The organism is Microbispora bryophytorum (assembly GCF_006874465.1).
GTDB lineage: Bacteria > Actinomycetota > Actinomycetes > Streptosporangiales > Streptosporangiaceae > Microbispora > Microbispora bryophytorum.
In genome coordinates, this window is record NZ_VIRL01000003.1 from 492,815 (window position 1) to 505,884 (window position 13,070).

At 70.3% G+C, this 13,070-nt stretch carries 11 protein-coding genes; 6 read left to right on the plus strand and 5 right to left on the minus strand.

Annotated elements, in window-relative coordinates; all coding sequences use genetic code 11:
- Window positions 1-5 precede the first annotated feature (5 nt).
- The gene (locus FLX07_RS09755) at window positions 6-1,832 is read right to left on the minus strand and encodes a substrate-binding and VWA domain-containing protein (RefSeq protein ID WP_142569712.1); all 1,827 of its coding nucleotides are present in this window, start codon (window positions 1,830-1,832) and stop codon (window positions 6-8) included.
- Window positions 1,833-1,862: 30 nt separating this feature from the next.
- Here FLX07_RS09755 and FLX07_RS09760 point away from each other — a divergent pair, with 30 nt between their 5' ends.
- Together FLX07_RS09760 and FLX07_RS09765 are read left to right on the plus strand one after the other, a co-directional pair.
- Window positions 1,863-2,336: a hypothetical protein gene (locus tag FLX07_RS09760; RefSeq protein ID WP_142569714.1), complete on the plus strand. Its 474-nt coding sequence runs from the start codon at window positions 1,863-1,865 to the stop codon at window positions 2,334-2,336.
- A gap of 142 nt (window positions 2,337-2,478) precedes the next feature.
- Window positions 2,479-3,780, plus strand: coding sequence for a pectate lyase (locus FLX07_RS09765; RefSeq protein WP_142569716.1), 1,302 nt, complete (start codon window positions 2,479-2,481; stop codon window positions 3,778-3,780).
- 113 nt (window positions 3,781-3,893) lie between these two features.
- Here the strand turns inward: FLX07_RS09765 and FLX07_RS09770 are convergent, their stop codons facing one another.
- On the minus strand, window positions 3,894-5,246 hold the full coding sequence (locus FLX07_RS09770; RefSeq protein ID WP_142569718.1) for a M20/M25/M40 family metallo-hydrolase: 1,353 nt from the start codon (window positions 5,244-5,246) through the stop codon (window positions 3,894-3,896).
- Window positions 5,247-5,489: 243 nt separating this feature from the next.
- Between FLX07_RS09770 and FLX07_RS09775 the strand changes: the two genes are divergently transcribed.
- Both FLX07_RS09775 and ald read left to right on the plus strand, forming a co-directional pair.
- Window positions 5,490-6,872, plus strand: coding sequence for an aspartate aminotransferase family protein (locus tag FLX07_RS09775; protein WP_142569720.1), 1,383 nt, complete (start codon window positions 5,490-5,492; stop codon window positions 6,870-6,872).
- A gap of 68 nt (window positions 6,873-6,940) precedes the next feature.
- Window positions 6,941-8,056, plus strand: coding sequence for an alanine dehydrogenase (ald, locus tag FLX07_RS09780; protein WP_142569722.1), 1,116 nt, complete (start codon window positions 6,941-6,943; stop codon window positions 8,054-8,056).
- A 25-nt stretch (window positions 8,057-8,081) separates the two neighbouring features.
- Here ald and FLX07_RS09785 read toward each other — a convergent pair whose 3' ends face one another.
- From FLX07_RS09785 to FLX07_RS09795, 3 genes are read right to left on the minus strand one after another with little or no spacing between them, the layout of a single operon-like run.
- Entirely contained in the window at window positions 8,082-9,638 is a 1,557-nt protein-coding gene (locus FLX07_RS09785) for a tetratricopeptide repeat protein (protein WP_142569724.1), read from the minus strand.
- A 59-nt stretch (window positions 9,639-9,697) separates the two neighbouring features.
- Window positions 9,698-10,798 (minus strand): urease accessory protein UreH domain-containing protein, encoded by a 1,101-nt coding sequence (locus FLX07_RS09790; RefSeq protein WP_142569726.1) that lies wholly within the window; start codon window positions 10,796-10,798, stop codon window positions 9,698-9,700.
- A gap of 2 nt (window positions 10,799-10,800) precedes the next feature.
- Entirely contained in the window at window positions 10,801-10,998 is a 198-nt protein-coding gene (locus FLX07_RS09795) for a hypothetical protein (protein WP_208762131.1), read from the minus strand.
- Window positions 10,999-11,048: 50 nt separating this feature from the next.
- Between FLX07_RS09795 and FLX07_RS36375 the strand changes: the two genes are divergently transcribed.
- Window positions 11,049-11,186, plus strand: a complete 138-nt coding sequence (locus FLX07_RS36375; protein ID WP_167748180.1) for a hypothetical protein — start codon at window positions 11,049-11,051, stop codon at window positions 11,184-11,186.
- Window positions 11,187-11,253: 67 nt separating this feature from the next.
- Window positions 11,254-13,068 carry an ABC transporter substrate-binding protein gene (locus tag FLX07_RS09800; RefSeq protein WP_142569730.1) on the plus strand — a complete coding sequence of 605 codons (1,815 nt, stop codon included), beginning with the start codon at window positions 11,254-11,256 and terminating at the stop codon, window positions 13,066-13,068.
- The last annotated feature ends 2 nt before the right edge of the window (window positions 13,069-13,070 follow it).

The following is a 13,070-nucleotide window of genomic DNA, read 5'->3' on the forward strand; positions in this document are numbered from 1 at the left end:
GTCGTTCAGAAGTTGGAGATCACGGCGGTGAACACCTCGTCGATGCTTCCCGGCTTGCGCGAATCGTAGGCCGCCGCGTCCGTGGTCTGCGAGATGCGCCGCAGGACGTCGAGGTCGGCGTCGGCGCCGTACGCGATGGTGAACATCCGCACGGTCTCCTGCCCGGCCTCCTGGCGCAGGTCGGGGAGCAGGTTGTCGAGCGAGATGGAGTTGTTGTCCTCGTTCTTGCCGTCCGTCAGGAACACGACCGCGTTGATCGCGTCGTCACTCTGGTGCCGCGTCACGTACTGGTAGGACGCGAGGGCCGTGTCGTACAACCCGGTGCCGCCGCTGGGGATGAGGCCACCGATACGGCTCTTGAGCCGCGACTGGTTGCCCCTGCCCAGGGGGACGAGCTCGCGGTAGTCCTTGTCGCCGTCCTGCTTGAGGCTGAACAGCCACAGCCCGACCCGGTCGTTCGGGCCGAACTGCGACAGCGCGTTGATGGCGGCCTGCTTGGCGAGGTCGAGCTTGGTCTTGCCGGTGCCGGCGACGTCGGCGCCCATCGAGCCGGAGACGTCCATCACCATCAGCACGTTGGCGGGCTTGCGCAGCTCGGCCCAGCTCTTGAGGATCCGGTCCAGCACCTGGGGAGTCGGGGTGTTGAGTGTGGTCGCCGGCTGCTTGGGGTCGAGGCCGTTGGCGGTCGTGATGAGGTCGCCCGGCTTGCCGTCGAACGACCGGAAGGCGTACTTCTCGAACTCCCGCTGCCGATCGGGCTCCCGCAGATACTTCAGGAAGTCCGCCGCGGCGGCCTTCTTCGCGGCGTCCGCCGAGGACAGCACGGCGTACGGGTGGTCGGACAGGAGCGTGCCCTCCTTCGGGTAGATCGCCACCAGCGGGACCTTCGGCTTGGCGTGGTCGCCGAGCGTCGTGGGATCGCCCGTGGGGTTGCCCTGGTTGTAGTCCCACACCGACTTCTCCTCCACCGTCACGGCGGAGATGTACGACATGGCCGTTCCCGAGTCGTCGGCGTGCTGGAGGTTGGACAGGAAGGTGAGGGTGGTGTCGCCGTAGTGGACGATGGACCGCTCGACCCCCCTCACGAAGTCGCGGGTCTTCGCCGCGGCGACGTCCCGTTCCGTCAGGTCGCCGGACAGGCCGGTGGCCGCGAAGTACGCCCCGACGGTGGCGTTGAGGCCGGACGTGGAGAAGTTCGGGTTCGTCTTGCCGAGGCGGAACGCGCCCCACTCCGGGTGGTCGTACTTCGCCCAGCCCTTGGGGTCGTTGGCGAGGTCCAGGACGTCCGACCAGCCGATCTTCTTCGACGGCCACCCGAGCGCCTGCGCCATCGGCTTGGGCATCGCGATGACCAGCGGAGACGTGGCGATCGTCGGATTGTCCGCGGCCACCGGAGACGCCTGGTCGCCGCCCTCGACGCGCTGGCGCAGGAGGGTGACCCAGCCGGTGCTCGCCGGTGTCCAGACGTCCGGCTCAGGGCCGTCCTGCCGCTCGTCCCAGCCGCGCGCCAGGGCCTGCATCGCCCCACCGGACGCCTTGGAGTTCACGACCACGTCCACGCACTGCCCGTCCACCTCGTGGCCGTTGTAGTCGTTGGCCATCGTGCGCAGCAGTTCGGCCTTCTCGCTCGACGCGGCGATGGTCAGCGTGATCCCGTCGTCGCCGCAGGCGCGCCTGCTTGCACTGCCGCCGTTCTCGTCACCGGCGTTCCCGCCGCCCGAAGTTCCGCCGAACAGCAGTTTCAGCCCGACGATGAGTGCTCCCGCGAAGATGACCGCGATGACGAACGGCGCCACGCTGCGGCGGCGCTTCTGCTGCGGTGGGGGATACACCGGTCTCCTCCATTGTCACGGGATACCTGCATGTATCCCGACGAACGGCGGATCACGTTAGTTGCCGATCATCTCGTCCTGCTAACGCCCCAGCGCCGTTCCCACGCCCATCCACAGGGCAGGGTAATTCCCCGTAATCAATCGAACACAAAGAGTAAAGCCCATCGGGTGCCGAAACTCATCCATCAGCAGACCGTTGACTGCTTCCACGAGCAGCCCATGGCCGCCGTGGAGTTGTTGCGCGAGGTCGGCGGCATCGAGCCGCCCGAGTTCGCCATGGCCACGGCGGAGGCGGTGGACGCCACGCGACTGGCCCCCGTGGAATACCGCGCGGACGCGGTCGTGGTGCTCGACGGTCGTGGCGGCGAAGCTCCGTGGGGGGCTCCTCCGGCGTGTCCGTGTTTCATGAAAATTTCACCGCCGGCCAGGGGGTGCGTCGGCTCTCACCTGCCCGAATCGGCGGGTGCCCGGCTCACCCGCCGGCCGGTCGGTACGCAGCATTGACCCGGGTTCCCATGGTCCGTACTTTTGGCCGTGTTCCGACTCATGGATGTTGTTCACATTCATGAAACTCCCAGCGGGACCAGGAGTGGCGCCGGCCACCGCCTCGGTCAGGGGTCCTGCACGACCTGCGAGGAGCTCGGCTTTGAGAAGGAGAACCAGAACCGGAGTCGGGGTGATCGGCACCCTTGCCGGGGTCGCCGCCCTGGTCGGCGGCGTCTTCGCCGGCGTCTCCAACGCGGCGCCCAGTGCGGGACCCAGCGCGGGCGCCTATCGCATCGTGAACGGCGCCAGCGGTCTGTGCCTCACCGTTCCCGGCGGCAGCACCTCCGACGGCGTGCAACTCACGGTTTCCAGCTGCAACGGCGCGAGCAACCAGACCTGGAACCTGTCGGCCCAGGGCAGCGGCTTCCGCCTGGCCGCGGGCAACAGCGGCAAGTGCGCCGGCGTGAAGGACGCCTCCACCTCCGCCGGCAAGGCCGTCCAGCAGGAGTCCTGCACCGGCGCCTCCTCCCAGACCTGGGAGCCGACCGCCTCAGGCTCGAACTACCGCCTCGTCAACGCCAACAGCGACAAGTGCCTCAACACCAAGGACAACTCCACCTCCTCCGGCGCACTCGCGCAGCAGAACTCCTGCGACTCGGTGTCCACCAAGCAATGGTCGCTCCAGCCCGCCGGATCCCAGCCGTCCTCCACCCCCACCGTCACACCGACGAGAAGCCCGTCGCCCACGCCGACCGGCAACCCCACGTCGCCGTCGGGCTGGCCCAGCGCGAACGGCTCGCAGGCGGTCACCAGCACGATCAGCGTCTCCGGCACCATGGACGGCGGCCTGAAGCGCTACTACGCCGGCGGGGCCATGGGTGACGGAGGGCAGAGCGAGAGCCAGGACCCGATCTTCGAGCTGGCCAACGGCGCGACGCTCAAGAACGTGATCATCGGTTCGCCCGGCGCCGACGGCATCCACTGCCTGGGCAGCTGCACCCTGCAGAACGTCTGGTGGGAGGACGTCGGCGAGGACGCCGCGACCCTGCTGGGCAGCTCGTCGTCGCAGGTCATGACCATCGACGGCGGCGGAGCCAAGAGCGCCTCCGACAAGGTGTTCCAGCACAACGGCCCCGGCACCATGGTCATCAAGAACTTCCAGGTGGACAACTTCGGGAAGCTCTACCGCGCCTGCGGCAACTGCACGAACTCCTACCAGCGGCACGTCCAGATGTCGAACATCGTGGCGACCTACCCCGGCAAGGCGCTCGCGGGCATCAACACCAACTGGGGCGACACCGCGCGCTTCTCCAACATCACGATCAAGAACGACCCCAACCACAAGATGATCGTGTGCCTGAAGTACAAGGGTGTGCCGAAGGGCAGCGAGCCGACGGAGATCGGTAGCGGCGCCGACGGGACGAACTGCATCTACAGCTCATCCGACATCCACTACCAGTAGACGCCCCCACCCGGTCCCGAGATCTCCGGGGCCACGTGTGCCGGCGGTGTGAAAAGGACGGAAGGCCCGGTGGCTTCCCCAGCCACCGGGCCTTTCCGCTTGAACGATCGGCGTCAGGCCGTGCCGTTCCAGCCGCCGTAGTCGGCGAGGAACAGGGCCTCGGTCGTGATGATGCGGCGCAGTTCCTCCAGCACCACCCGCTCGTTGGGAGCGTGGATCGAGGCGCCGTCGTCCTCGGCGCCGTACAGCAGGATCTCGGCCTTGGGGAACTGCCGGGCGAGGGCCGCCACCAGCGGGATCGAGCCGCCCTGGCCGACCTGGCGCGGCGCCCGCCCAAAGGCGCGCTCCATCGCGCGCTCCGCGGCGTTCATCGCCGGGCCGCCCGGCTCGATCTGGAAGCCCGAGCCGCTGACGAAGTCGCTGAAGGAGACCTTGACGCCCCACGGCGCGACCTTCTCCAGGAAGGCCGTCACGTCGTTCAGCGCCTGCCTGGCGTTCCCGCTCGCGGGGATGCGGATCGTGACGCGGGCCCGGGCCACCGCCTGAACCGCGTTGATCGCGCCGGTCACCGTCGGCACGTCCAGCCCGGTCACCGTGATCGCGTACGACGCCCAGAGCCGGTCGGAGAGCGAGCCGTTCCCGATCAGCGACACGCCGTCGAGCACCCCGGCGAGCGAGCGGAACTCCTCCTCGGACGCCGCCACGCCGGGGAAGGTGCCCGGTTCGAGGCCGGGGACCCGGACGGTCCCCTGGTCGTCGTGCAGGGCGGTCAGCATGCGCATGAGCGCGGCGAGCGCGTCGGGCGTGGCGCCGCCGAACGAGCCGCTGTGCACGGCCTCGGCGAGCGTGCGGACCTCCACGGTGAACGCGGCCATGCCGCGCAGAGACGTGGTGATCGCGGGGTCGCCCACCTCGGGGTTGCCCACGTCGGCGATGACCATGGCATCGGCGCGCAGCAGGTCGGGGTTGGCCTCGACGAACGCCTCCAGGCGCTCGCCGGCGTACTCCTCCTGGCCCTCGATGATGACCTTCAGACCGACCGGGAAGCGGCCGTTGAAGGCGCGCAGCGCGGCCACGTGGGTCATGACGCCGCTCTTGTCGTCGGCCGCACCACGGCCGTACATGATGCCGTCGGCGACCGTGGGCTCGAACGGCGGCTTGCGCCACAGGGCGAGGTCACCGGAGGGCTGCACGTCGTAGTGCGCGTAGAGCAGCACGGTCGGGGCGCCGTCGGGGGCGGGCGCCTCGGCGAACACGGCGGGGAAGCTGCCCTCGATGGGGATCTGCCGGACGTGCGGGAGACCGGCGGCGCGCAGCAGCCGCTCCACGAGCGCCGCGGCCTCCAGGACCGGGGCCTCGGAGTGGCCGGGGAACGCGACGGACGGGATGGCGACCAGGCGCTTGAGGTCCTCGACCGTCTGGGGCATGCCCTCCTCGACGGCGCGCTCGATCTCCTCTGGTGTCACGGCGTTCTCCCGGATGTACGCGGATCTTCCCGGCTGGGTGGACCCCATTTGACCATAGGTCCGGCCGACCCATCTCCCGGGGTCGGGCGGCCTCAATCTACCGTGACGGATTTCGTTGCCGTTACATGACGATGTCGCGGAATCCGAACTTCTTTCACAGTGACGCCACGTAATCACTTGGCAAAACGCGGAAGTGGCATGCAGACTGTCCAACAGCGACGGATCACCTGAGGGAAGGTTGCGATGACGCGCCCCGACGTTCTCAAGGCCGCACAGGACAATCTCTGGATGCACTTCACGCGCCACTCCTCCTACGAGGGAGGGGAGGTGCCCATGATCGTGCGCGGCGAGGGCGCCTACGTCTACGACATCCACGGCAAGCGGTACCTCGACGGGCTGGCCGGCCTGTTCGTGGTCCAGGTCGGCCACGGGCGCGCCGAACTCGCCGAGGCAGCCGCCAAGCAGGCCCAGGAGCTCGCCTTCTTCCCCCTGTGGTCGTACGCGCACCCGAAGGCCGCCGAACTCGCCGCGCGACTCGCGGAGCTCACCCCCGGCGACCTGAACCGCGTCTTCTTCACCACCGGCGGCGGCGAGGCCGTCGAGTCGGCCTGGAAGCTGGCCAAGCAGTACTACAAGATCAAGGGCAAGCCGCTGAAGACCAAGGTCGTCAGCAGGTCCATCGCCTACCACGGCACCCCGCAGGGCGCGCTGTCGATCACCGGCATCCCGGCGCTCAAGCAGATCTTCGAGCCGCTGGTGCCCGGCGCGATCAAGGCTCCCAATACGAACCTCTACCGCGCCGACGAGATCTCCGGCTTCCCCGGCCTGGAGAAGGACCCCGAGGCGTTCGGCCGCTGGGCCGCCGACCAGATCGGCAAGGCCATCGAGATGGAGGGCCCGGACACCGTGGCCGCCGTCTTCGTCGAGCCGGTGCAGAACGCCGGCGGCTGCTTCCCGCCGCCCCCCGGATACTTCCAGCGCCTGCGCGAGATCTGCGACGCCCACGACGTGCTGCTCGTGTCGGACGAGGTCATCTGCGCCTTCGGCCGGCTGGGCACGATGTTCGGCGGCCAGAAGTTCGACTACGTGCCGGACATCATCACCTGTGCGAAGGGCCTGACCAGCGGTTACTCGCCCATCGGCGCCATGATCGTCTCGGAGCGGCTGTTCGAGCCGTTCAAGAGCGGCACCGAGACCTTCGCGCACGGCTACACCTTCGGCGGCCACCCGGTGTCGGCCGCCGTCGCCCTGGCCAACCTCGACATCTTCGAGAGGGAGGGTCTGCTGGAGCACGTCACGGCCAACGAGCCGGTGTTCAAGGCGACCCTCGACCGGCTGACGGACCTGCCGATCGTCGGCGACGTCCGCGGCTCGGGCTACTTCTACGGGATCGAGCTGGTCAAGGACAAGTCCACCAAGCAGACCTTCAACGAGGAGGAGTCGGAGCGCCTGCTGCGCGGCTTCCTCTCGAAGGCGCTGTACGACGCCGGCCTGTACTGCCGGGCGGACGACCGTGGGGACCCGGTCGTGCAGCTCGCCCCGCCGCTGATCTGCGGCCCCAAGGAGTTCGACGAGATCGAGTCGATCCTCCGTGCGGTGCTCACCGAAGCGTGGGCCCGCTTGTAGACCATGGAGCTCGTGCGGCCGGGTAGGGGGGCGACCGTGACGAGTGACCGTTTGAAAGGACACCACTCATGAAGATCGGCGTGCCCGCCGAGGTCAAGAACCACGAATACCGCGTCGCCGCCACCCCGGCCGGCGTCCACGAGCTCGTCCGCCACGGCCACGAGGTCGACGTCCAGCGCGGCGCCGGACTCGGCTCCCACATCACCGACGAGGAGTACCTCGCGGCCGGCGCCAAGCTGGTCGAGACCGCCGACGAGGTGTGGGCCGAGTCCGAGATGATCCTCAAGGTCAAGGAGCCGATCGCGGAGGAGTACCGCCGGCTCCGCGCGGACCAGATCCTGTTCACCTATCTCCACCTGGCCGCCTCGCGGCCCTGCACCGACGCGCTGCTCGCCGCCGGCACCACCGCCATCGCGTACGAGACCGTCCAGGTCGGCGGCAACCTGCCGCTGCTGGCCCCGATGTCGGAGGTCGCCGGGCGGCTGGCGCCCCAGGTCGGCGCGTACAACCTGATGCGCTTCAACGGCGGTCGCGGCGTGCTCCCCGGCGGGGTGCCCGGCGTGGCCCCCGCCAAGGTCGTCGTGATCGGCGGCGGCGTCTCCGGCCTGAACGCGGCGCAGATCGCCGTCGGCATGGGCGCCGAGGTGACGATCCTCGACGTCAACATCGACCGGCTGCGCTTCATCGACGCGATCTACCAGGGCCGGCTCAAGACGCTGGTCTCCACGTCGTACGCGATCGAGCGGGCCGTGCTCGAGGCCGACCTGGTCATCGGCGCCGTGCTCATCCCGGGCGCCAAGGCCCCGACGCTCGTCTCCAACGAGCTGGTCTCCCGCATGAAGCCGGGCTCCGTGCTCGTCGACATCGCGATCGACCAGGGCGGCTGCTTCGAGGACTCCCGCCCGACCACGCACGACCAGCCGACGTTCCGCGTGCACGAGTCGGTGTTCTACTGCGTGGCGAACATGCCGGGTTCGGTGGCCAACACCTCCACCTACGCCCTGACCAACGCGACCCTGCCCTACGCCGTGAAGCTCGCCGACAAGGGCTGGAAGGACGCGCTGCGCGGCGACGCGGCGCTCGGTCTGGGCCTCAACACCCACGCCGGCGTGCTCACCAACGAGCCGGTCGCGGCGGCGCACGACCTGCGGTACACGCCGGTCGCGGAGATCCTCGCCGCCTGACCGCATCCGCGGAGGATGTGGGGGATCAGCGCAGTCCGAGGCGTCTGCGCAGGTCCCTCGCGGTGCCGAGCACGTGCTCGACCTCGGCCGGGGTGGGCCATGGGGCCGTGCCCGGCCGCAGCAGCGTCGCGCGCACCAGGCCGAGGTGCTCGATGGCGGCGCGGTGCACCCCGCTCGCCCTGGCGAGCCACCCCACCGTGTCCGCCGCGCCCACCTGGTTGCCGGCGGGTAACGGCCCGCTGGGGACGTCAGCGCTCGACAGGCTGCCGGCGCCGAGATCCCCGGTGACCGGGTCGCCCGCCCCCAGACCTCCTGTGAACAGACCCCCTGTGAACAGATCTGCTGTGATCAGGTCCCCTGTGACCGGGTCGCCGGTGACCAGATCCCACGTGCCGAGGATCTCGACCAGGTCCGCGGGCTCCGCCGCCGGATCGCCGCGTCTGCGCGCCGCCGCCACGGCGAGCTCCGCGCGCGCGGCCTGCCCGGGTTCCGCGGGCCGGCTCCAGTACGGCGCGGCCGGGTCGAGCAGGCATTCCTCGGTCTCGGGCGAGGCGCCCAGCAGGGGCAGCAGCGTCCGCAGCTCGACCATGGCGCCGTGGTGCCCGCGTTCGGCCGCCCGCCTGAACCAGTGGCGCCCGCCCTTCAGGTCGTTGTGCTCCGCGACGAGCAGCAGCCCGAACCGGAAGGCGGCCTCGGGGTCGTCGGCCGCGGCCCGCCCGTACCAGTGAGCGGTCGCCGCCTTGTCGTCCATCCGGGCGCAGACGAGGCCGGCCATCCGCCGCGCGTCCGATCGCCCGGTCTCCGCCGCCCGTTCGAAGCAGACGCGCGCCGTGTGCAGGTCGCCCCGGCACAGCGCCATGTCACCGAGCCGGAAGGCCGCGCCCGGGTGGTCGGCGCGGGCGGCGAGCCGGTAGAAGGCCTCCGCGCCGTTCTCGTCGCGGGCCGCGTGCAGGAGCAGGGCCATGTGATAGGCGGCCTCCGCGTGGCCGCCGCGCGCCGCGTACTCCCACCAGTGCAGCGCCTCGGGCTCGTCACCCGCGGCGTAGCCCAGAAAGCCCAGGTCGTGGGCCGAGCGCAGGTCGCCGTCCACGGCGGCCCTGAAGTGCCAGCGCCGGGCGGCGATCCCGTCGCCCTGGTCCTCGCACAGCAGGGCAAGCCGCCGGGCCGCGTGGCGGGAGCCGTCCTCGGCCGCCCGCTCGAACCACGTGCGCGCTCCGTCGGTGTCACCACGCCGCTCCAGCAGCAGCGAGGCCAGGTTCGTCGCCGCGTCGGCGTCGCCGGTGGCCGCGGCCAGCTCGAACCAGCCGATGGCCTCCTCGGTCGTCCCATGCGTGCGGTGCCACAGCCCCAGGTTGTAGGCGCTGTCGACGTTGCCCGCCCGCGCCGCCCGTTCCCACCAGTGCCGGGCGCCCAGTCGGTCGTCGCGCTCCGCGCACAGCCGGCCCAGCCGGTGCGCCGCGTCGCGGTCGCCGTCGCGGGCCCTGTCGACCAGGTACGCCTCGGCCGGGTCCAGGGGTTCAGGGGTACGCGGGACCGGTATCCCGGGCCACGCGGTCGCCTCCGTCGCTCCCACTAGTGTCATGGGAGACAGGGTGACACGTAACCGAGTCGTCACGGAGGGTTATTGGTGAGACGTTGGTGTCAAGGGACGCGCTCGAACCTGACGAAGCCCACGTACATTCCCATCCCGCAGGCGTAGCGCAGTCGTCCCTCCGGATGGGCGGCGAGCCGCACCACGCGCTCGCCCGTAACGGGGAGCACGACGTCGCGGTCGTCGATGGCGAGCGTGCGCGTGCAGCCCCGGTTGCCGTCGGTCCTGAACGCGATTTCGACGGGCCGGCCGGCCGCGGCGACGACGATGCCGGGCCGGAAACCCTCCGCGGTCGCCCATATCGTGAGCCGCTGGACGCCGTCGGTCCCGGTGTGGGCGCGCCCCGCGGCGGCGGCGGGGGAGCCGAACTGCGGCGGCGAGAAGTCCGGCAGCCAGCCGCCGAGCCGCAGGCCTGAGCCGACGGTGAACAGCCCGGCGGCCAGAGCCGCGATCCCCGCCAGGGCGGCCAGCCTGGTCGAGGCGAGCGTGCGCAGCAGCAGCCCCAGGGCGGCGAAGGCGGGCGCCGTGCCGAGGGCGAGCCCCGCGAGCGCGGCCGCGCCCCCGGACGCCGACCCCGAGGAGACGGCCACGACCTCCATGCCGACCGTGACACCGCAGGGCATGAAGATCGTGGCCGTGCCCAGTGCCGCCGCCCTGGCGAGAACCGGCCAACGGGCGCCGTTGCCCGGGGGGCCGGTGCCCCGGGCCGCACCACGCACCGGCGCGTGATCCTCGCGCCCGCCGTCCGGGCACTGGCATCCGTCCGGGCACGGGCATCCGCGCGGGTCGCCGCCGGCCGGGGCGGGCCCCTTCCCCGCCGGTGCGCAGCCCGCCTCGCGGCGCCGGCGGAGCATCCGTACGGCGAGCACGACCACCGCGGTTCCGGCGGCGACGAGCAGCGCTGCGCGGGTGCGCGGGCCGACCTGGACGACCGCGCCCGCCAGTCCGAGCAGCGCCCCGAGGGCGGTGTGGGCGGCGAGCCTGCCGGTCAGGAACGCGGCCACCGGCGGGAGGCCGCGCGACGGGCCGTGCCGGTTGCCGGTGGGGGAGACCAGGCCGATGAGGAGACCTCCCTGGACCGCGGCGCACGACGCTGTGCCCGCGGCCAGGCCGGCGACGAGGCCCCCGGCGAACAGAGCGGCCGGGTTCACGGTCAGCCGGTGAGCGCGAGGTCCAGCGCGCCGGTCTTCGCCGCCTCCACGAGCGAGCCGAGCCGGTCGAGGCTCATCTCCACCTTCTGCCCGAAGTCGTCGGTGATGACGACCTGACGCTCCGCCGGGGCGGACGTGTCCACGAACAGCTCGTGGCAGCCGCAGCCGCGGCTGCCACGGAATCGGGCGATGGACTTCACGCCAGTCCTCCTCCTGCGGGGGCCTTCTGATCGCAACGTAATGTGATCGCATGGAAGCGACCAGTAACAGTTTGCTGGCCGGTCGGAGAGAAGGCCGCGACTCCCGGCGAGCGATGGCGGCGCTCGGTTTCGCCGGGATCGAGATGAAGGAAAGTTGCAGAACCTTCACGAGCTTTGCAGATTATTGACCGACACTTGGATGGCCGCATAAGGTCCGGGCAAGATCCGCATCAGCACAACCCCCCGGAGCGGTCAATGAAACGTCTGACAGCGGTCGCGGCGTTGCTCAGCCTCGCGGCCGTCGCGGCATGCAGTGGCGGCGGCACGAACGGGAACTCCACCGGCGGCGGTGGCGGCGTCTACACCACGGTCGATCTCAACAAGCCGTCGCTCGACGTCAACGCGCCGATCAACCCGTGGAACCCCAAGGGCAACGCGTTCTGGGGCTACAACGCGATGAGGATCGCCTGGGCGAAGAACACCCTCACCGACCCGAACCAGTTCTATCCGGGTATCGCGGCGAGCTGGGACATCGCGCCCGACAACTCCTCCATCACCCTGCACCTGCAGCCGGGCAACAAGTGGTCCGACGGGCAGCCGGTCACCGCCGAGGACGTGAAGTTCTCCATCGCGCTGGCCTACACCCAGGGCAGCACCGCCTTCGCGGTCGATCCCGGCGCGGCCGGCGCCGCCTCGGACGTCGAAGTCGTCGACGACACGACCATCAAGATCACCCAGGACATGAAGAACCCCAGCGTCACGTTCGTGCGCGGAGTCATGGACGCCTTCGTGGTGCCCCAGCACGTGTGGCAGAGCGTCGTCCCCGCCGGCTTCTGGGACACGCTCACGGCCGCCCGCGGCGAGGGCCCGGAGGCGGAGGCGGCGCGCGGGCAGGTCAAGGCGCTCTCGGAGAAGGTGCTCGCGTTCGCCCCGGCCCAGGACGTGTCGGCGGGGCCGTTCGTCCTCAAGCGGATGAACCCCGGCGAGGCGCTGCTGGTGAAGAACACGAACTTCTACAACGCCGCCAACGTCGCGCCCGACCAGCTCAAACTGCTCAACACCACCGGGAACGAGCAGATCTGGAACTACCTGACCTCCGGCACGCTCGACAACGCGCCGTTCACCGCGGTGCCCGCCGACGTGATGACGCGTATCAAGGCGACGCCCGGCAACCAGGTCGTCAAGGGCTACTCCCCGGTGGCCGTCTCGCTGGCGTTCAACCAGGCGAACAAGCCGTACGACAACGTGCACGTGCGGCGCGGGCTCGCCTACCTGATCAACCGCGAGGAGGTCACGCGGATCGCCTCTCCGGAGGGCGGCACGGCGGCCGTGACCACCTCGGGCATCCACCAGAAGGCCGCCACGGAATGGCTCGGCGCCGAACTCGGCGCGCTGGAGCCGTACGCGCTAAACCCGGCCACGGCGGACAAGGAGTTCACGGCGGCCGGTCTGCAGAAGAAGGACGGCAAGTGGACGCTGGCCGACGGCAAGCCGTGGAAGGTGACCATCCACATCCCGGCGCCGTTCTCCGACTGGGTCTCCGCGGCCAAGGCCATCACCAGCCAGCTCACCACGGCCGGCGTGGACGCCGAGGTGGTCACCACCGCCGACTATCCGCTCTATCTGTCGGAGCTCGCCGAGGGCAAGTACGACCTCGGCTTCTGGCTCATCGCGCTCGGCCCCGCGCCGTACAACATCTTCCAGCGCCTGTACGGCTCCTCCAACGGCTGGAACATCCTCGGCGGCAAGGTCAAGCACTCGGCTCCCGGCAAGGACGGCAACTGGATGGGCGGCCCCGAGACCATCGACGTCGACGGCGTCGGCGCGGTCAACCCCGGTGAGCTGACCGCCCAGCTCAACAGCGTCAGCGGCGACGAGCAGAAGGCCGTCATCGCCAAGCTCGCCAAGGCGGCCAACCAGGACCTGCCGGTGATCCAGCTCTGGGACTACGTGAACACCCAGTTCGTCAACACCAACCGTTTCACCGGCTTCCCCGAAGACGACAGCGACCTGCTGCGCCAGCCCTCCGGCGTCTGGATCCAGCTCGGCATGATCAAGAAGAAGCAGTAGTC